The 19,171-nt window shown below is 61.3% G+C and carries 14 protein-coding genes; 9 read left to right on the plus strand and 5 right to left on the minus strand.

Annotation, left to right across the window (positions count from 1 at the left end):
* Positions 1-50: 50 nt before the first annotated feature.
* Complete coding sequence (locus tag GSQ77_RS17510; RefSeq protein WP_158904056.1) at positions 51-716, minus strand: TetR/AcrR family transcriptional regulator; 666 nt, start codon at positions 714-716, stop codon at positions 51-53.
* Between the two features lie 191 nt (positions 717-907).
* Between GSQ77_RS17510 and GSQ77_RS17515 the strand changes: the two genes are divergently transcribed.
* The 4 genes from GSQ77_RS17515 to GSQ77_RS17530 all read left to right on the plus strand — a co-directional run bounded on the left by GSQ77_RS17515 (position 908) and on the right by GSQ77_RS17530 (position 7,301).
* Entirely contained in the window at positions 908-2,173 is a 1,266-nt protein-coding gene (locus GSQ77_RS17515) for an efflux RND transporter periplasmic adaptor subunit (RefSeq protein WP_254067680.1), read from the plus strand.
* A complete protein-coding gene (locus tag GSQ77_RS17520) occupies positions 2,170-5,316 on the plus strand; it encodes an efflux RND transporter permease subunit (RefSeq protein ID WP_158904057.1) in 3,147 nt (1,048 codons plus the stop codon). The genes GSQ77_RS17515 and GSQ77_RS17520 overlap by 4 nt, the downstream gene beginning before the upstream one ends.
* Entirely contained in the window at positions 5,316-6,833 is a 1,518-nt protein-coding gene (locus tag GSQ77_RS17525; protein ID WP_254067681.1) for an efflux transporter outer membrane subunit, read from the plus strand. The genes GSQ77_RS17520 and GSQ77_RS17525 overlap by 1 nt, the downstream gene beginning before the upstream one ends.
* 183 nt (positions 6,834-7,016) lie before the next feature.
* A complete protein-coding gene (locus tag GSQ77_RS17530) occupies positions 7,017-7,301 on the plus strand; it encodes a DUF427 domain-containing protein (RefSeq protein ID WP_158904058.1) in 285 nt (94 codons plus the stop codon).
* A gap of 103 nt (positions 7,302-7,404) precedes the next feature.
* Here the strand turns inward: GSQ77_RS17530 and GSQ77_RS17535 are convergent, their stop codons facing one another.
* The gene (locus tag GSQ77_RS17535) at positions 7,405-8,823 is read right to left on the minus strand and encodes an ergothioneine biosynthesis protein EgtB (protein WP_158904059.1); all 1,419 of its coding nucleotides are present in this window, start codon (positions 8,821-8,823) and stop codon (positions 7,405-7,407) included.
* A gap of 4 nt (positions 8,824-8,827) precedes the next feature.
* Positions 8,828-9,823, minus strand: a complete 996-nt coding sequence (gene egtD, locus GSQ77_RS17540) for an L-histidine N(alpha)-methyltransferase (protein ID WP_254067682.1) — start codon at positions 9,821-9,823, stop codon at positions 8,828-8,830.
* 636 nt (positions 9,824-10,459) lie between these two features.
* Between egtD and GSQ77_RS17545 the strand changes: the two genes are divergently transcribed.
* From GSQ77_RS17545 to GSQ77_RS17560, 4 genes are all read left to right on the plus strand, one after another.
* Positions 10,460-10,699 (plus strand): pentapeptide MXKDX repeat protein, encoded by a 240-nt coding sequence (locus tag GSQ77_RS17545; RefSeq protein WP_158904060.1) that lies wholly within the window; start codon positions 10,460-10,462, stop codon positions 10,697-10,699.
* 519 nt (positions 10,700-11,218) lie between these two features.
* Positions 11,219-12,964, plus strand: a complete 1,746-nt coding sequence (gene leuA, locus GSQ77_RS17550) for a 2-isopropylmalate synthase (protein WP_158904061.1) — start codon at positions 11,219-11,221, stop codon at positions 12,962-12,964.
* A 300-nt stretch (positions 12,965-13,264) separates the two neighbouring features.
* Positions 13,265-13,891 carry a glutathione S-transferase family protein gene (locus tag GSQ77_RS17555; RefSeq protein ID WP_158904062.1) on the plus strand — a complete coding sequence of 209 codons (627 nt, stop codon included), beginning with the start codon at positions 13,265-13,267 and terminating at the stop codon, positions 13,889-13,891.
* Between the two features lie 190 nt (positions 13,892-14,081).
* Positions 14,082-15,056, plus strand: coding sequence for a diguanylate cyclase (locus tag GSQ77_RS17560; protein WP_158904063.1), 975 nt, complete (start codon positions 14,082-14,084; stop codon positions 15,054-15,056).
* Here the strand turns inward: GSQ77_RS17560 and GSQ77_RS17565 are convergent.
* Complete coding sequence (locus GSQ77_RS17565) at positions 15,046-16,335, minus strand: threonine-phosphate decarboxylase (RefSeq protein ID WP_158904064.1); 1,290 nt, start codon at positions 16,333-16,335, stop codon at positions 15,046-15,048. The genes GSQ77_RS17560 and GSQ77_RS17565 overlap by 11 nt on opposite strands.
* Positions 16,328-17,365 carry a CobD/CbiB family cobalamin biosynthesis protein gene (locus GSQ77_RS17570; RefSeq protein WP_254067683.1) on the minus strand — a complete coding sequence of 346 codons (1,038 nt, stop codon included), beginning with the start codon at positions 17,363-17,365 and terminating at the stop codon, positions 16,328-16,330. The genes GSQ77_RS17565 and GSQ77_RS17570 overlap by 8 nt, the downstream gene beginning before the upstream one ends.
* 180 nt (positions 17,366-17,545) lie before the next feature.
* Between GSQ77_RS17570 and GSQ77_RS17575 the strand changes: the two genes are divergently transcribed.
* Complete coding sequence (locus tag GSQ77_RS17575) at positions 17,546-19,093, plus strand: cobyric acid synthase (protein WP_158904065.1); 1,548 nt, start codon at positions 17,546-17,548, stop codon at positions 19,091-19,093.
* The last annotated feature ends 78 nt before the right edge of the window (positions 19,094-19,171 follow it).

Consider the following 19,171-nt stretch of genomic DNA (forward strand, 5'->3'; position numbering starts at 1 on the left):
CCGATCCAGCGGGAATGCACGTAAATTTGATGGTGGGGAACCTAAACGGGCTAAAGGTCGTCGGCGGCCGGCGTTGCCGGCTCAGATTCAGTTTGGGATTCGCGTGGGGGGCCAAACAGGGAGCAGCGGCCGAACCATGCCAGCGCCGCTTCCGCGAGCTTGCAACTGACGCGCTGCGGGTCTACGCGATGCGCGAAGCTCACGCCCTCGGCGAGCGACATCAATCCCACCGCGAGAACCTCTGCAGAGGCCAGCGGCGGCTCACCCGTACGCGCGGAAAAACGATGCAGGAAATCAATGATTTCGGCACGCTTTTCGGTCAGGAAGATGTTGAGCTTGTTGCGAAACTTGACGTCGCGGATCGCCAACAGTTTCGCTTCCATCCACAGCACGCCGCATAGGTCATCACGATAGAGTTGGCTGTAGTACTGGATGATGCTCGCTTCCAGCGTCGCCACATCGGGTGCGATTTCAAATAGGCGGTCGAATTCGAGCTTGACCCCGGCGTGGCTGCGTCGCAGTAGCTCGATGAACAGTTCGGTCTTGCCGCCGAAGTTCGAGTAGAACGCGCCGCGTGTATAGCCGGCGGCCGCGCTAATGTCTTCGACACTAGCGTTTTCAAAACCCTTCTTCGTAAAAATGGTCTGCGCGGCTTCGAGCAAACGGTCTCGGGTTTGCTCGCGGCTTTGATCGCGGGAGAGGCGCTGTCGTGTCATGCGCCGAGTTTATCATCGCTTTTTAAAATACATAGTTGTATTTGAATTCAATAGTGAATTACAATTCGCGAACTCATCTGACTGCAGGGCGATCCGTTTGCCGACAGGTCGGATCCATTTTCGTACGGGGTGTCTACGGCTGCGGTGTTACGGCGCGGCGGGGCGCTCCGATATTTTTGTAAAAGGGCGTCGTGAAGATCGTTATCGAGCCACATCGTTACTTGTCCTCCCGGCACCGGGCCATCGAGCACAATGGGCTTGCGCGCAGCGGCGTCGGCCCGCGACGCCTGCGGTTGGCTGCGCTGGTGAGCGTCGCGGTGTGCCTGAGCGTGGGTCTTGCAGCCTGTCACAAAGCTGAACCTGCCGTCATTACGCCGCGTAGCGTGGTGGTCTTGCCGGTGCAGGCAGCGACTCATGCTGCTGCGGTGAGTGTGCCGGCGGAAATCCAGGCGCGCTATGTCACGCCCCTGGCGTTTCGCGTTGCAGGCCAAGTGCGTGAACGGCTCGTGCATCTGGGCGATACGGTCAAGCAAGGCCAGATCGTGGCGCGACTCGATCCGGCCGACTCACAGCGTAATCTCGCCAGTTCCCAGGCCGACTTGGCCTCGGCCACGCAACGTCTGAATTCGGCGCGCGTACAACTGGAGCGCGATACGGTGCAAGCGCGCGAAAAACTGATCAGCGCGCTGCAACTCGAGCAAACGCAGGATGCCGAAGCCGCCGCTCAGGCGCAGTTCAAGGATGCCCGCGAGCGCGCCGGGCTGGCCGCGAATCAATTGGACTACACCGTGTTGCGCGCCGAACGCGACGGTGTGATTACCGCCGAGCAAGCCGATACCGGTGCAGTCTTGAGCCCGGGGCAGCCGGTGTTTTCGATGGCCTGGTCCGGTGCGATCGATGTGGTCGGCGAGGTGGGGCAGAGCCAGATCGGCCTGATCCGTCCGGGGGCGAGTGCGCAACTGGTGCTCGCAGCGTTGCCCGACCATACGTTGCGCGCGACCGTGCGTGAGGTCAGTCCGGCCGCCGATCCGCAAAGTCGCACCTTTCGCGTCAAGCTGACGCTCGACACCCACGACCCCGCCGTACGGCTGGGCATGAGCGGCGACTTGCGCATCGCCGCGGCCGACGGCGACGCGGCGCACGCCGGTCAAGCCGGCGGTGTGGCGCATGCGGACCAAGCCAGCGACGTGGTGCACACTGATCCAGCGCGCTTCACGATTCCCGCGACCGCCTTGTTTCATCAGGGCGATCAACCTGCCGTATGGGTGGTTTCAGCCATAGACCATCGCTTATCCTTACGTCCCGTCAGCGTGTTGTCCTACGCGCAGCGCAGCGTGACCGTCGCGGGCGGACTCAAGGCCGGTGACACGATCGTCGTGCAAGGCGTTCACACACTGAGCGCCGGTGACACGGTCAAGGAAGTCGCGCCGTTGCATCCCGAAGACTTCGCACTATGAGCGCGCCAGGACGTTTCAATCTTTCCTCGTGGACGCTGCGGCATCAGGCGCTGGTCACGTTCATCCTGGCGTTGGTGACCATCCTGGGAATGCTGTCCTATACGCGTCTGTCGCAATCCGAGGACCCGCCGTTTACCTTCAAGGTGATGGTGATACAGACGCTCTGGCCCGGTGCCACAGCGCGCCAGGTGCAGGAAGAGGTGACGGACAGGATTGCGCGCAAGTTGCAGGAGACACCGGGTGTCGATTTCCAACGCAGTTATTCGCGCCCGGGTGAGTCCCAACTGTTTTTCACGATCAAGGATTCGGCGCCGGCCAGCGAAGTGCCCAAGACCTGGTACCAGGTCCGCAAAAAGGTGGGCGATATCGCGGGGACTTTACCCGACGGCGTCCAGGGGCCTTATTTCAATGATGAATTCGGCGACGTCTACACCAACATCTACACGTTGAGTGGCGACGGGTTTTCGCCCGCGCAACTTCACGACTACGCCGATCAATTACGCGGCGAATTGTTGCGAGTGCCGGGCGTGGCCAAGGTTGACTACTTCGGCGATCAAACCCAGCGTATCTATATCGAAGTCAGCAATGCGCAACTGACGCGGCTGGGCATCACCCCGCGCCAACTGGGCGACATCGTGGGCGGCCAGAACGCGGTCGCGGCCAGCGGCCTGATCTCCACGGCGGACGATCGCGTCTTTGTACGACCGTCCGGGCAATACACGAGCCTGAGCACGCTTGCCGACACCTTGGTGCGCGTGAACAACCGCAGCTTTCGGCTCGGCGATATCGCCAAAATTACGCGCGGCTACAACGACCCGCCCACGCAGCAGATGCGCTTCGGTGGCCAACCCGTGCTCGGCATCGGCGTGACCATGCAACCGGGCGGCGACGTGGTGCACCTGGGTCAGGCGCTCGATCGGCGCGTGGGTGAACTGAGTGCGCGCTTGCCGGCCGGTTTGAAACTCGATCAGGTATCGAGCATGCCGCACGCGGTGGAGCAGTCGGTGAACGACTTTCTGGAAGCGGTGGCCGAAGCGATAGCGATCGTGCTGATCGTGAGTTTGGTTTCGCTGGGGTTTCGCACCGGCATGGTGGTGGTGATTTCGATTCCGATCGTGCTGGCTGTGACTGCCTTATTCATGGATCAGTTCGGCATCGGCCTGAACAAGGTTTCGTTAGGCACGCTGGTGTTGGCGCTGGGCCTGCTGGTCGACGACGCGATCATCGCCGTCGAGATGATGGCGGTGAAGCTCGAGCAAGGCTGGGACCGCACTCGCGCAGCAGCCTTCGCTTACACCAGCACGGCCTTTCCGATGTTGACCGGGACGCTCGTGACGGTGTCGGGTTTTCTGCCGATAGCGCTGGCGAAATCGGGAACAGGCGAATATACCCGTTCGATTTTTGAAGTCTCGGCGATCGCGCTGATACTCTCGTGGCTCGCGGCAGTGGTGCTGATTCCCTTGCTCGGCTTCCGGATTCTCAAGGAGAAGCCCGGGGCGAGCGAATTCGATGCGGCGTCCGATGACATGCATGAACAGCAGGGCCACGACCACGCAATTTATCAGACGCGTATCTATTTACGGCTGCGCCGCTGGATCGGCTGGTGCGTGGCTTATCGTGGGCGCGTGGTGCTGGTCACGGCGGCCCTGTTCATTGTCTCGCTGGTGGCGTTTGGATGGGTGCCGCAGCAATTCTTTCCGAGTTCGGATCGACCGGAATTGTTGATCGATTTACGCCTGCCTGAACGGGCGTCGTTTGCGGCGACGTTACGCGAAGCGCAGCGGTTGGAAGCGGCGCTCAAAGGGCGACCCGAGATCGATCATCTGGTCGATTTTGTCGGGACCGGCGCCCCGCGCTTTTATCTGCCGCTGGATCAGCAACTGGCCAACGCCAACTTCGCACAGTTCGTCGTGACGGCCAAATCGATCGCCGACCGCGAGCGCCTTGCGCATCAACTCGAAAGCCTTTTGCCCGAGCAGTTCGGCGGTTTGCGCACGCGGGTGACGCGTCTGGAGAACGGGCCGCCGGTGGGGTTTCCCGTGCAGTTCCGAGTCAGCGGCGAGCAGATTGCCGGAGCGCGCGCAGTAGCCGAGCAGGTGGCGGCAGTGATGCGCCAGGATGAGCGCGTGCGCAACGTTCAATTCGATTGGGACGAACCGGCCGAGCGCTCGGTGCGCTTCGAGGTGGATCAGCAACGCGCACGCGATCTGGGGGTGAGCTCACAGGATATTTCCAGCTTCCTGGCAATGACGCTATCAGGCTATACGGTGACGCAATATCGTGAGCGCGACAAGTTGATCGATGTCGATCTGCGCGCGCCCACTAGCGAGCGTGTCGATCCGGGCTCACTGTTATCGCTGGCGATACCGACCGCCAATGGGCCGGTACCGTTGAGCAGCCTTGGGCATTTGCGCGACGAGCTGGAATACGGCGTGATCTGGGAACGCGACCGTGAGCCGACCATCTCTGTGCTGGCCGACGTACGCGCGGGCGTGCAGGGCATCGATGTGACCAACGACCTGAACAAGCGACTGGACACATTGCGTAGCGGGTTACCGGTGGGCGAGCGGATCGAAGTGGGTGGCCCGGTCGAGGAAAACGCGAAGGCGCAAGCCTCGATCTCGGCGCAAATGCCGCTGATGGCGATTGCGGTGTTCACGCTCCTGATGATCCAACTGCAAAGTTTCGGACGGGTCATGATGGTGGTGCTGACTGCGCCGCTCGGCCTCATCGGTGTGGTCGGCGCCTTGCTGCTGTTTCACCAGCCGTTCGGCTTTGTCGCGATGCTCGGCACGATCGCCATGCTCGGGATCATCATGCGCAACTCGGTGATTCTGGTCGACCAGATCGAGCAGGATATCGCCGCCGGGCGCGGCCGTTTCGACGCGATCGTCGGCGCGACTGTGCGGCGCTTCCGGCCGATTACGCTGACCGCCGCGGCGGCTGTGCTGGCATTGATACCGTTGTTACGCAGCAATTTCTTCGGGCCGATGGCGACCGCGCTGATGGGTGGCATTACGACGGCCACGGTGCTGACGCTGTTTTATCTGCCGGCGCTCTACGCGCTATGTTTCAAGGTGAAGACAAGCGAGACGGGACATACCGCGCCGCCTTCATCGTCTGTTGCCAACGGGAGCCGCTGATGAACGACGTTATGGGCAGGCTTGCGCACCGTATGCTGTTTTCCGCGCTTTTTGCTATCCTTTTTGCCACGCTGCTTGGCGCGTGCACGTTCGGGCCGGACGGTCATACCACCGCGCCGCAACCGGCGCACTACGGAGTCGAGCCGCTGCCGGCCCAAACCGATGTCGCACAAGGTGTGGCACAACATTTCGCGCTGGGTGCCCGGCCCGTGCCGCAATGGTGGCGAGCTTACGGCAGCGCAGCGCTCGATGCGATGGTCGACGAAGCGCTGCGCAACAACTACGACTTGACGGCGACCACGCACACGCTCACGGCAGCACATGAACAGTTGCGTGCCCAGATCGGCGAATCGCTGTTGCCCTCGGTGGACCTTGGTGGCCAAGCCAGTCGACAACGCGCGATCGGCGAGCCGCTGGCCGGGCAATCGAGTTTCCTCTACAACTTGTTCGACGCTCAGGTCAGCACCCACTACACCTTCGACGTGTTCGGCGCGGCGCGATTTGCCGACACCGCGCTGGCGGCTCAAATCGACGCGCAGTCTTATCAGCGCGACGCCGCGCGCCGCATGCTCGCAGCCAATGTAGTGACGACCGCGCTGAATGCGGCGCTGTTGCATGAACAGATTGCAACGACCGAGCGCTTGCTGATACTCAGCGAAACGGATGCCGCGCAAGCGCAACGACGTTATCAGTTGGGTGCGAACAGCCGCGACGACAGTCTGAACCTGGCCGCCGCGAGCCAGACGCTGCGCGCGAGCCTGCCGGGCTTGCGCACGCAGTGGTTGGCGCAGCGCCACGCATTGGCGGTGTTGATGGGGCGCACGCCGGATGCGGCGCCAGAGGACCTCGATCTGAGCGGCGTCAGCGTGCCCGACCCGGTACCGGTGGCAATCCCCTCCGAATTGCTCAAGCAGCGCCCCGATATTCTGGCGGCCGATGCGCTGGTTAAGGCTAATGCCGCAGGGGTCTCGGTGGCGACGGCTCAGATGTTTCCGAGCTTGTCGTTGAGTGCTGCGTACGGGCAGGGCGGATTCACGTGGCTGGCCGCGACCGGTGGCGCCGGAGCGTTATGGAATGCGGGGCTGTCGCTGAGCCAACCGTTGTTCCACGGTGGCGCTTTGCGCGCTAGGCGGCGTGCCGCTGAAGAAAGCTATCAGGCCGCGGTTGCGAACTATCAGCAAACCGTTCTGAATGCATTTCAAAATGTGGCCGACGCCCTCAGCGCATTGACGCATGACGCTCAAGCGCTGGACGGGGCGGCGATGGCTGCGCAGCACGACGGGCAAGTGTGGCGCGATGCCGAGCAACGCGCGGCATTAGGGGCGATTGCGGCGGACAGCGTGCGGGCCAGCGAGCGGCAGTATCAGAACGCCCGATTGAGCGAAATACGCGCGCGCGGTGCGAGGCTGATCGACACGGCGGTTTTGTTTCAAGCGATGGGCGTGCCTGCGGTGGGTAAGCATGCCGATGTGGCTCAGGCGGCGAGCGCTGCGGCTGGCGCATCCTCGCGTGATTAAGGGTGACTAAGGGTGATTAAGACTGGTTAAGGGCGGGCGCTGGCTTCCGGCTTGGTTCGGTGCCGACGGCTAGACGGCACGATGGCGCACTAGATGTTATGGTTGTCAGGACGAGGCGGTGCAGCCCCAACTGCGAACGGAAAACTGCGCCTACCTCGATCTGAAACTGACAGAGGAAGCTTCATGCCCAAAGCGATCTGGAACAACGTGGTAGTAGCACAGACAGACCGGTTCGAGACCGTGGAAAACACCGTGTATTTCCCGCCTGAATCGCTGGACATGCAGTATTTTCAACCGAGTTCGACACTGACGACCTGCAGTTGGAAAGGCACGGCCAGTTATTACAACGTCGTGGTCGACGGTCAGGTCAACCGAGATGCGGCGTGGTACTACCCGCGCCCGAAGGACGCTGCCGCAAACATCACGGGATACGTCGCGTTCTGGCATGGTGTAAAGATAGTCGACTGAGTATGAGCCGGCTCATGCGGGTGACTTGTGCAGGTAACTCACGCAGGTAACTCATGTAACCAGCTCATCCAGCGAGCTTATACCGGCAGCATATGCACCCAGCTTATACCGCCAGATCGCGCGCAAGCCGAATTCCGGAAAATTGCCAGTCCGCATGAGCCGGAAAAAAATTCCGATACGTGGCGCGGCTATGGCCCAGCGGTGTCGCACACGAACTGCCGCGCAGCACGTATTGATTGACCATGAACTTGCCGTTGTACTCTCCCACGGCGCCAGCCGCCGCCCTGAAACCTGGGTAGGGCGCATAGCTCGATTGAGTCCACTGCCAGACGTCGCCATAGAGCTGCGCAAGCATGCCGATCGTGGGTAGCCGCGCGGCAGGTTGCAGACGTTGCGGCGTAAGCGCTTCATCCGATGCCTCGACCTTGCCTTGACGGCTCGCCGCATATTCCCATTCTGCTTCGGTCGGCAGGCGCGCTTCGCACCAGCGGGCATACGCATCGGCTTCGAAATAGGAGACGTGCACCACCGGCTGGTCGGGGTCGAGCGGCAGCAGACCCGCAAGCGTGAATTCCTGCCAGCCGGCTTCCGGTGTTTCTGACCAGTAGAGCGGATGTTTGCGCTCGCCCGAGCATACCCAGTCCCAGCCTTCCGAAAGCCAATACACCGGGTTGTGATATCCGCCGGCTGCTATAAAGCGTGCATATTCGCGATTGGTGACCAAACCCGACGCAAGCTGAAATGGCTGTATGTAAGTGCGATGGGCCGGCGTTTCGTTGTCGAAATGGAAGGTCTCGCCGGTGTGCCCGATTTCGATCAGTGCCGCATCGAAGCTCTGCCATACCGGCCACTTCGCTTGCGCACCTGGCGTGTCGGTTTGAGCCGAATTCCTGGCGGAAACGGCCGGATGCGCTGCGCCGGAAACCATCCCCGCAGCATTCCCCGCAACGTTCATCGCATCCAACGGCGTATCGATCACCGCATCCAACGGCGCATCGATCACATAACTCATCGGCGTCGTCTGGTAAGCCGGCTTGAGCGGGTTCTGCGCGAGCACATGCTTGATGTCGGTGAGTATCAATTCCTGATGTTGCTGCTCATGGTGCATGCCAAGCACCATCAACGCTTCGAGTTCTGCCTCCATGGGCGCGGCCATCAATTGCGCGATGCGCTGGTCGACCGAATGGCGGTACTCGAGCACGGTCGGCAGGGCCGGGCGCGTTAGCAGTCCGCGTTGCGGACGGGGATGCTTGGCGCCGACGGCATTGTAGTAGGAGTTGAAAAGTACCCGGAATGCTTCGTCATAAGGTTTGAAGTCGCGGCTATAGCGTTCGAGAATGAAAGTCTCGAAAAACCACGTGGTATGCGCAAGATGCCATTTCACCGGACTGGCATCGGGCATCGATTGCACACAGCAGTCTTCGGCGGAAAGCGGCGCAGCCAGTGCGACGCTGCGCTCGCGGATTGCCAGATAGCGGCCTAGCAGGGAGGCGGCAGGACCGTTGGGGTTTCTTTGCATCATGTTCTCAAGCGAGGCTGGCGTAGCTGACGGCGAACCACTGCTGCGCATCGGTCCAGGTCTGGACCTGGGTAAAGCCCGCAAGCTTAAGCAGCGCACTGAAGTCAGCCACGCGATATTTGTAGCTGCTCTCGGTATGGATACGCTCGCCCGCAGCAAAGCTGCGTGCCCCACCAGGCCACTGCACGGTGGTCGCATGACGTGCTTCAAGGTGCATTTCGATGCGCGAGCGGCGTGCATTGAACAGCGCGCGATGGCGCCAGTCGCGTAGTTTGAAGTCGCTTTGAATCAGCGTGTTCAAGTGATTGAGGATGTTCAGGTTGAACGCGGACGTAATGCCCAGCGCGTCGTCGTAAGCCGCTTCAAGGACCGCCTGCGGTTTGATCAGGTCATAGCCGATCAGCAAGCCGCCATCGGGCGCGGCCAGTTTGCGCACTTGCACGAGCAAGGCCAGCGCCTGTTCAGGGTCGAAGTTGCCGATCGACGAACCGGGATAGAAAAACACCCGCTGGCGTTCGGGGACGCTAGCCGGTAGGCAAATTTCGCCAGACAGATCGGCGCCAACCGCCAGCATGTCGATTTCCGGAAAACGCTGCTGCAAGTCGGCCACGGCCGCTTGGAGGAAGTCGGTGGAGATATCGACCGCCACATAGCGGCTGGGCCGCAACGACCCGAATAGCGCGCCGGCCTTTTCGCAATTGCCCGCGCCCAGATCGATCAGCGTACGGCCAGTGCCCACCGTTGCGGCGATCTCGGCGCGGTGCTGATGAAACACCGCGCGTTCGGTGCGGGTCGGGTAGTACTCGGGGACTTCGGTGATCAGCTCGAAGAGCCGCGAACCGAGGCTGTTGTAAAAGTATTTAGGAGAGATTTCTGCCGGGCTGCGCAGCAGCGCGTCGACGATCTGCTCGCTTTCGCTGAGCGGGGCGTTTTCGAGTAGGTCCGCGTCCATGCTCGCGGGCTCTTCCAACGGCTCGTCTATATAGGCATGTCGTTGTTGCATGTTGCCTCGCGTCAATTAAGGTAATGGCGGGGGCGCCGCTGTCCCGCAGGCAAGCGATGCGAAAAACGCTAACACAACCCTATCTGTGGAAAGGGTACTCCAATCTCTGAGAGCGTGTCTGCGCAAGTTAGTTCGCATCGATTTCCTGGCGGGACTTTATAGAGCCACTATCCGCAGCCCTGCAGTATCGCGCAACTCGGCAATCGTTGCAGCGTGGGGGCACCTTCGAGTCGACGAGAGTCGGTAAGAATGACGCAAAGCGCGGAAGCCACCGCATACTGCTCATCATTTATGAAGCGATCGTTACAAAACTGCGGGTGGCGCTTCAGAGGGCGCTTCATGGCGTCTTTTCTTTTGGCGCAGTGGCTCGCGACGTACGGTGATTAAATTATTTTCGAAAAGCTGTAAGGCTCGCCGCAAGTGGGCGACTAATCGGCAAAGGAGCTGACTTGCGAGCGTTCACGTGAGCGAGCGTGTACGTGAGGGAGGTCCACGTGAGGCAGCGGCTTTGAGTAAATCGGCTTTCGGTACCGCGCCAGCAGTGCCGATCACGACAGAATCCGGAGCTCACGATATTAAGTGAGCCCGACAATCGGACGATTTCGTCCACCACTTTAGCGATGCCTGGAGATTCTAATGAACAAGATCATGACCGCTGTATTGTCCGCTTGCCTGATGTGCGCCGTAACCGGTGCTTATGCGCAAGACGCAATGAAGAACAGCACGATGCCCAAGGACGGCATGTCGCATGACGCGATGACAAAGGACGGCATGTCGCACGACACCATGTCCAAGGATGGTATGGCAAAAGACGGCATGGCCAAGGATGGCATGTCGCATGACGCGATGAAAAAAGACGATATGAAAAAGCAGTAACTGCTGGCGTTGGACTTGGCGTGTAGCTGTTAGCTTGGTTAGTGGCAGATACACGCTAGGGCAGATACACGCCGCCCGACGAACTTCATTCTAGGTAGCCGCTCAGCCCCGCGGGCATTCGTCAGCCGGGCGCCACAAGCAAAGGCCGTGACGTTGCATGATTCGCCGCCGCCGCCCAGGCATTGATCCAGCCTATCGCTGCGATCGAATTCAAGCGCTTGACAAAGTCATAGCGACTTCGCGATACTACGACCCATGCGTTCCATCCACATCCCCCTCGTTCTATCTCTACTAGCCCGCTCGTCGGCGCTAGGCAAGCTATCGCGCGTTTAACGCGCATTGCCCCCCGCGCCACCGTCTGCGCGAATCTGCTTCACGTCTCCTGTTCAAGTTTGGTCTGAATTCGGTCACATCGCGCGACGTTGCTACGTTCGGCGCTTCGTTTCGTTTTGACTTCAGCTGCTAAACCCCGATCTTGACTCTTGAAACCAGCCAGTTATTTTATAAGCGAGCACTACCATGTTGAAGAATCCCACCGGCAAATATCGCGCCTTCCCGCCTATCGACTTGCCCGACCGTCGTTGGCCCGGTAATACCATCACGGCAGCACCGATCTGGATGAGCACCGATTTGCGCGATGGCAATCAGGCGCTGTTCGAGCCGATGGACGCTGCGCGCAAGATGCGCATGTTCAAGATGCTGGTGGAAATCGGCTTCAAGCAAATCGAAGTGGCATTCCCGGCGGCCTCCCAGACTGACTTCGATTTTGTGCGCGAACTGATCGAAGGCGGGCACATCCCCGACGACGTGACGATAGAAGTGCTCACGCAGGCACGCGAAGATCTGATTCGCCGCACGATGGACTCGCTCAAAGGTAGCAAGCAGGCCATCATCCATTTGTATAACGCCACCGCACCGGCGTTTCGCAAGATCGTGTTCGCGACCGACCGTGCGGGCGTCAAGGAGATCGCGGTACGCAGCACTCGCTTGATCAAGGAAATCGCCGCCACGCAACCCGAGACGGCCTGGACCTTCCAATACAGCCCCGAAGTGTTTACCTCCACGGAGCTCGATTTTGCGAAGGAAGTCTGCGACGCCGTGATCGAAGTCTGGAATCCGACGCCGCAGTGCCGTGCGATCCTGAACTTGCCGGCTACGGTCGAGGTGGCTACGCCCAATGTGTACGCCGATCAAATCGAATGGATGCACCGCAACCTGGCACGCCGCGACTGCATTATCGTGAGCGTGCATCCACATAACGACCGCGGCACCGCGGTGGCCGCAGCGGAATTGGCCGTGATGGCCGGCGCCGATCGTGTCGAAGGCTGTTTGTTCGGCAACGGCGAACGCACCGGTAACGTCGATCTCGTCACATTGGCGCTTAATTTGTACTCGCAGGGCGTAGACCCGCAACTCGATTTTTCCCGCATCAACGAAGTGGCGCGTACGGTCGAGGACTGCACGCAACTGCCGATACACCCGCGTCATCCGTATGTCGGCGATCTGGTTTTCACGGCATTCTCGGGTTCGCATCAGGACGCGATCAAGAAAGGCATGGCCGTGCAGCAGCCCGATGCGCTGTGGGAAGTGCCCTATCTGCCGATCGACCCCAATGACGTGGGCCGCACGTATGACTCGATCATTCGAGTCAACAGCCAGTCGGGCAAGGGCGGCATCGCCTATCTGCTGGAACAGGGCTACGGCATGGCGTTGCCGCGTCGCTTGCAAGTCGAGTTCAGCACTGCGGTGCAGGCGATCACCGATGATACCGGGCGCGAAGTGACCGCGGCGGATCTGTGGGCGCTGTTCAACAACCAGTACATCGACATTAGCGAACCGATCGAATATCACAAGCACGTATTGAGCGAACGCGACGGCCGTGAATCGATCGAGCTGAGCGTGACCATAAACGGCGTCGCGCAGGTGCTGCGCGGGACGGGCAACGGCCCGATCGACGCGCTCGTCAACGCGTTTGCGCCGGTTTTGCATACGCCCGTGCGCGTGCACCACTATGAAGAACGGGCGATCGGGCAGGGTGCGGACGCCAACGCCATCGCCTTTGCGGAGATGGCCTGCGATGCCGTGCCGGGCAGCACGTTCGGGGTCGGCGTTGACGCGAATCTGGTGACGGCTTCGATTCGTGCGGTGTTGAGCGGCATCAACCGTGTGTACGGGCGTAGCAATAAGGCGACATTTTTTTCGGCGACGACCTCCCCGGTTACTCCCGCGCAAGGCAGCCAACAAGCCGACCTGATGGCCAACTGAGCGTCCGAGTGTGAGTTTTCCTGGGTTTTCCTGAGCTTTATCGAGTTTTTCGTGGATTTTTCCCGGATTTGCTCGGGGGTGTTTTGGTTTGTTTGAATTTGTCTTGCAAGGGAGCGACGGGTGGCGGCATCCATGCTGCTTGTACTGCAAGGTGGTTGGCCTTTACGATAGGCGAACTTGCCATGCAGGCTCCGTGAAACGCGCGGCTGACCGGAGATCCCGGCTGGTCGCGCATCACACTTCTTCCGTTCTTCGGACCTGCTGCTGTTTATACCTATAAGCCCTCTGAGGAACCGATCGATGCTTAAAGTGTGGGGACGAAGCAACTCCGTCAATGTGCAAAAAGTGGTGTGGTGTTGCGACGAATTGCGGGTCTCGTATGAACGAATCGACGCCGGCCTGGAACATGGCGTCAATACCGAACCGGAATATCTCGCCAAGAATCCGAATGGCCGCATTCCCTTGCTGGAAGACGGTGACTTTACGCTGTGGGAATCGAATTCCATCCTGCGCTATCTCGTGATGCAATATCACGGCGAGCGCATACTTTATCCCCTTCCGCCCGCAACCCGCGCATCGATAGACCGCTGGTTGGACTGGAGTTTGTCGACGCTCCAACCGGCCGAACGCCCCGTCTTCTGGGCAATGGTGCGTACCGCTCCCGAGGCGCGCAATGCCGCGCAAGTTGCCGCCGACGTGGCGAATGTCGCCAAACACTGGGCGATACTCGACGCGCATCTGGCCGGTCGCCGGTTTATCGAAAACGATACGTTTACCTTGGCCGATATCGTCCTGGGTGCTTATGCACGCCGCTGGTTCGGCATCGACGGCATCGATCGGCCGGATTTCGAGCATCTGGCGAGCTGGTACGAACGCATAGAAGGGCGAACCGCATTTCAGCGTCATCTTGCGAAGCCGCTCACCTGATCCGATAGCCGCAGGCCGCGGCCATGCTGAAATTTCCTGCTGCGAGCGGTGCAGGCTGGACGGGCAGGTTGGATCGGAACGACAGAGTGTTGGGGTTAGCACAAAACGTGGTTACACTATGGCGCCGCGCAACCACGCGTCGGCTTGCCACTGCGGATGTTCAATCGATTTTCAGACGCTGAGGTTCACTATGCAGCCCCCCGCCCGGACCCCCAACGAACACGCACGGCTCGTCGCCTTGCGTGCGCTGCATCTTCTGGACACTGCGCCGGAAGAGCGTTTCGATCGCCTGACGCGCTTGGCCAAACGTCTTTTCAACGTACCGATCGCACTGGTGAGCCTGGTGGATGCCGATCGGCAGTGGTTCAAATCGTGTGTCGGATTGCCGGAGGGCATGAGCGAAACCTCGCGCGATGTGTCTTTTTGTGCGCACGCCATTTTGGACGACGACATCCTGTCGATCCCCGACACCTTTGCCGATCCGCGTTTTTCCGATAATCCGCTGGTTACCGGCGACCCGAAGATCCGTTTTTACGCCGGCTGTCCGCTTTCCGTGGCCAACGGCAGTAAGATCGGCACGCTCTGCCTGATCGATACGGTGCCACGCGAATTCGACGATGACGAGCGCGCCTTGCTGCGCGATTTGGCCAGTATGGCGGAGCAGGAAATCGCCGCGGTACGGCTCGCCACGCTCGACGAGCTGACCTTGATCTCGAATCGGCGCGGCTTTGTCGCGCTCGCGCAGCACGCGGTCCATTTGTGTCATCGATTGGAGCGGCCAGCGACCTTGTTTTTCTTCGATCTGGACGGGTTCAAACAAATCAACGACAAGTTCGGTCATGCCGAGGGTGATCGGGCGTTGATCGATTTCAGCGGAATACTGCGCGGGCTGTTCCGTGAATCGGACGTGATCGGCCGCCTGGGTGGCGACGAGTTTGTCGTGCTACTGACCAATACCGATGCCAGCCAGGGCGCGGCGATCCTGGAGCGTCTGACACAAGCCGTGGCCGAGTACAACGGGGCCGCGCAGCGCGGTTACGAGATCGCGTTCAGTGTCGGGGCGGTCCATTACGATGCGAAGCACCATTCGAGCATCAATGAGATGCTGCGCGATGCCGACGCGTTGATGTATCGCAGCAAACAGGCACGCCGGGCTAGCGCTTGATCGCTCCAGCGTCGATCAAATCGGCGCAGTCGGCGAGCGCGGCATCTAGACGATCCCATTCCGATTTCGACCCGGGCAAGCCGAAGCGCAATCCGCTCGGGTAGGCGGGTAACGTTGAGTCGCGTTCGATCGATGGGTGTGTCGAGTTCGGCATCGACTTCGAATCGAACGCCGCACGTTTGTGCGCCGCGCTGTCGTCGAACAATCTGACCCAGATCGCTGCGCCGGCCAAGTGCTTTTGCAGTGCGGCAGCAGCGCAATGAGGCGCCCAGGCAAACAGCGGCGTGCCGCGAGGTGCAAGTCCGCGGCGGGTTAATAGGGCCACGAGCCGCTCGCCCGCCTCATGCAAGTGGGCACGGGTAGTGCGCTGCCAAGCCTGATCCTGTAATGCCGCGCGTACGGCGGCCCGCGTTGGGCCTGTCAGCGTCCAAGGACCGAGTTCAGCGGCGAGCGCGTCGAGCAACGCCGGTTCGGCCAACGTAAAACCGGCACGTGCGCCGGCCAGTCCAAAAAATTTCCCGATCGACCGCAGGACAATCAGACCGGTCAACGCGCTGTGGGCCGTCACGCTGGCGTGCGGCGCCACGTCCGCAAAAGCCTCGTCCACGATCAGGCAGCCTCCGCGCGCAGTGAGCTGTGCGTGCCAGCCGAGGAGGGTGTCAGCGTCGAATTGCTCTGCGGTGGGATTGTTAGGGTTGACGACGACCAGATGCAGTACCTCGGGCGGCAATACGCTGCCGGGATACACGATGAAATCGGCTGGTTTAATGTTTTGGTTTTGGCTAGTGCTGGTGCCCAGGCTCGAACTTAGACTCGGACTTGCATCAAGGTCTGCGCGATGGAGGTCTGCGAAGCCATAGCGCAGCACGCGGTGGCCGGCACGGGCAAACGCTGGCGCGTACTCGCCGTAAGTCAGGGTAGCGATGCCCACCGCGTCGGCCCGGCGCGCTGCGTGCGCGTCAGAACATCGCGGCAGCAGATCCGGCAACAAGCGGATTACCGGCTGACTCCCGGCGACCGGTAGTGCACGCTGCGCGCCATAGTACGACGCGGCCAGCTCGGCCAGCCCATCATGATCGTCGGGGAGCCGTAGCCAGGCTTGGGTGTCGATTGCGGGAACCGGATACCCATGCGGGTTGATTCCGGTGGAAAGATCGATCCAGCGCTCGGCCGGACCGCCGAAGCGCTCGATCGCAATGCGCAGATCGCCGCCATGCGGGACCGGGCTGCGCGCTCGCAAGGGCTGCGCGACGCGTTTATCCGTGGCCTCATCATCCATGACCCGATACCCCCCATATCAGCAGCGTCGCGAGCCAGATCAGCAGGCTATGCCGTACCAATCGCAACGCGCGTCCGATATCGTCGGCCACCGGAGGACGCCCCGTGCCCAGTACCGGACGGATTTCATCGCGTCCATGATAACGAGCCACGCCGCCCAGCAGCAGTTGCAGGCTTCCGGCGCCGCTAGCCATGACAGGCCCCGCGTTGGGACTATCCCACTGTGGTGCCTGCGCGCGCCAGCATGCAAGTGCGCTGCGACTATGTCCGCAGGCCGCGTAGCTGATCGCCGTCAAGCGTGCGGGTACCCAATTGGCGAGGTCGTCCAGACGTGCCGCGGCCCAGCCGAAATGCAGATAACGCGGTGTCCGATAGCCCCACATGGCGTCCAGCGTGTTGGCCAGACGAAACGCCAGCGCGCCGGGGCCTCCGGCAACGGCAAACCAGAACAGTGCGCCAAAGATGGCATCGTTGCCGTTTTCCAGCGCCGACTCGACTGCGGCGCGCGCCAGCGCGGTTTCATCGGCAGCGTGTGTGTCGCGCGAAACAATGCGTGCTGTCGCGAGACGCGCAGCCGCGAGATCGCCCGCCGCCAATGCACGCGCGATCGGTTCGAGATGCTGCGTCAAGCTGCGTGCACCCAGTGCAAACCAGAGCAATAAAACATGCACAAGGCACGCCCATGCAAATGGCAGCGAAGCGATCAGTACCAGTGCCACGCATACAGGCGGCGCGACAGCCAATAACCAAGCGGCCACGCCTAGTGCACGAGCGCGGCGACGCGCTGAATCGGCGGGTGTCGCGGTCGACCCAACGGCATGTTCTGCGGTAGCCGAAAGCGCTTGCAATGCAGCAGGATCGAACCGCGTGGGATCGGACTGCGCTGGATTAAACCACGCTTCCAACCAATTCGCGTAGCGCCCGAACCCAACCAGCGGATGAGCGCGACGTGGTTCGCCCAACAGCCGATCAAGCATCACGGCGGCGCATGCGAGCAACGCGGTCCACAGCATATCGGGCGGCATATTCATAAGCCACCTTCGATGCAATGGGGTGCCCGAGTCATGCACATCGACGGTAAGCGTGGATCACGTAACGAACGTGAGGAACGTTGGTCAGCGCGGTGCGCGCGCGGCGTTGAAAAAAGGATCATCGGCGAATTGTACCGGGCCGCAATGCGATAATGCACATCCGGCTACGACTATGCATATATGCCTACTCCTCCAATAGTGCGCGAGCTCGCGGCGATTCCGCGCGGCACGCTGATGATACAAGGCACGACTTCCGACGCCGGCAAGAGCACGCTGGTGGCTGGCTTATGTCGGTTGGCGCTGCGCGCTGGCGCAAGCGTCGTGCCGTTCAAGCCGCAAAATATGGCGAACAACAGCGCGGTGACTGCCGACGGCGGCGAGATCGGCCGTGCTCAGGCGTGGCAGGCGTTCGCCTGCGGCCTGGCGCCGCACACGGATATGAATCCGGTGCTGCTCAAGCCCAACAGCGACCTCGGCGCGCAAGTGGTCATTCACGGGCAGGCCCGCTTTAACCTCAATGCCCGCGAGTACCAGGCCTATAAACCTCGCGCGATGGAAGCGGTGTTGCAGTCCTACGAGCGTTTGCGCGGCCGCTACGACGCGGTGCTGGTCGAGGGCGCGGGAAGCCCGGCCGAAATCAATTTGCGCGCAGGTGACATCGCCAATATGGGTTTTGCGGAGGCGGTCGATTGCCCCGTGGTGATCGTCGCCGATATCGACCGGGGTGGCGTGTTTGCGCATTTGGTCGGCACACTCGATTGCTTGTCCGAAAGCGAACGCGCACGCGTGCGCGGTTTCATCATCAACCGGTTTCGCGGCGATCTCTCATTGCTGCAACCGGGCATCGACTGGCTGGAAGCGCGCACCGGCAAACCGGTGTTCGGCGTTGTGCCTTATCTGTTGGGCATGCACTTCGATGCCGAAGACATGTTGCCCGGCGAGCGGCATGCGCAGGCGACGCGCACCGACGCGTTGCGGGTGATCGTGCCCGCCTTGCCGCGCATCAGCAATCACACCGATTTCGATGCGCTGCGCGCGCATCCGCAGGTCGATTTTCGCTATGTTGGGGCGGGCGAAGTGCTGCCCCCGGCCGACCTGATTATCTTGCCCGGCAGCAAAAGCGTACAAGCCGATCTGGCCTGGTTGCGCGCGCAGGGTTGGGAGGCCGCGCTGCGCCGCCATCTGCGCTATGGCGGCAAAGTGCTGGGCATTTGCGGTGGCATGCAGATGCTCGGCCGTAGCGTGCGCGATCCGCTTGGCGTCGAAGGGCCGGCGGGCGATGTGGCAGGGCTGGGTTGGCTTGATTTCGATACCACGCTAAGCGCGCGCAAACTGCTGGAAAATGTCACAGGCCAGTTGGCCTGGGCGGGTAGCCCGGACGAAGCCGGTAACGCGCACGAGCGCTCCCCGCGGATTCCCGTACGTGGCTACGAAATTCATATGGGCGAGTCGACGGGCAGCGCGCTCGAGCATCCCGCACTATGGCTCGATAGTCGCGACGGACCGCGCCCCGACGGTGCGCTGTCGCAGGATGGTCAGATCGCCGCAACCTATGTCCACGGGCTGTTCAACTCACCGCAAGCGTGCGCCGCATGGCTGAGCTGGGCGGGCTTGGCGCACGCCGAAGCGCTCGACCACGACGCGCAGCGCGAGGCCTCGATCGACGCGCTGGCCGATGCATTGGCGAGCAACCTCGATATGCCTGCGCTGTGGGCCAGCCTGAAATGAAATGACGGACGGCCGTGGCGGTGCGCTACCTGCGTGGATACGGCAGCGCGCAGCAGGCAGGAAGCGGCGATACGCGGC

It is taken from the genome of Burkholderia sp. L27(2015) (assembly GCF_009765705.1).
Classification (GTDB): Bacteria; Pseudomonadota; Gammaproteobacteria; order Burkholderiales; family Burkholderiaceae; genus LMUX01.

What these genes read in the sequence shown, in the direction of transcription:
- GSQ77_RS17575 (WP_158904065.1), top strand. Translation starts at nt 17,546, where the DNA reads ATGCCTACTCCTCCAATAGTGCGCGAGCTCGCGGCGATTCCGCGCGGC.
- GSQ77_RS17570 (WP_254067683.1), bottom strand. Translation starts at nt 17,365, where the DNA reads ATGAATATGCCGCCCGATATGCTGTGGACCGCGTTGCTCGCATGCGCC.
- GSQ77_RS17520 (WP_158904057.1), top strand. Translation starts at nt 2,170, where the DNA reads ATGAGCGCGCCAGGACGTTTCAATCTTTCCTCGTGGACGCTGCGGCAT.
- GSQ77_RS17510 (WP_158904056.1), bottom strand. Translation starts at nt 716, where the DNA reads ATGACACGACAGCGCCTCTCCCGCGATCAAAGCCGCGAGCAAACCCGA.
- GSQ77_RS17535 (WP_158904059.1), bottom strand. Translation starts at nt 8,823, where the DNA reads ATGATGCAAAGAAACCCCAACGGTCCTGCCGCCTCCCTGCTAGGCCGC.
- leuA (WP_158904061.1), top strand. Translation starts at nt 11,219, where the DNA reads ATGTTGAAGAATCCCACCGGCAAATATCGCGCCTTCCCGCCTATCGAC.
- GSQ77_RS17530 (WP_158904058.1), top strand. Translation starts at nt 7,017, where the DNA reads ATGCCCAAAGCGATCTGGAACAACGTGGTAGTAGCACAGACAGACCGG.
- GSQ77_RS17555 (WP_158904062.1), top strand. Translation starts at nt 13,265, where the DNA reads ATGCTTAAAGTGTGGGGACGAAGCAACTCCGTCAATGTGCAAAAAGTG.
- GSQ77_RS17525 (WP_254067681.1), top strand. Translation starts at nt 5,316, where the DNA reads ATGAACGACGTTATGGGCAGGCTTGCGCACCGTATGCTGTTTTCCGCG.
- GSQ77_RS17565 (WP_158904064.1), bottom strand. Translation starts at nt 16,335, where the DNA reads ATGGATGATGAGGCCACGGATAAACGCGTCGCGCAGCCCTTGCGAGCG.
- GSQ77_RS17545 (WP_158904060.1), top strand. Translation starts at nt 10,460, where the DNA reads ATGAACAAGATCATGACCGCTGTATTGTCCGCTTGCCTGATGTGCGCC.
- egtD (WP_254067682.1), bottom strand. Translation starts at nt 9,823, where the DNA reads ATGCAACAACGACATGCCTATATAGACGAGCCGTTGGAAGAGCCCGCG.
- GSQ77_RS17560 (WP_158904063.1), top strand. Translation starts at nt 14,082, where the DNA reads ATGCAGCCCCCCGCCCGGACCCCCAACGAACACGCACGGCTCGTCGCC.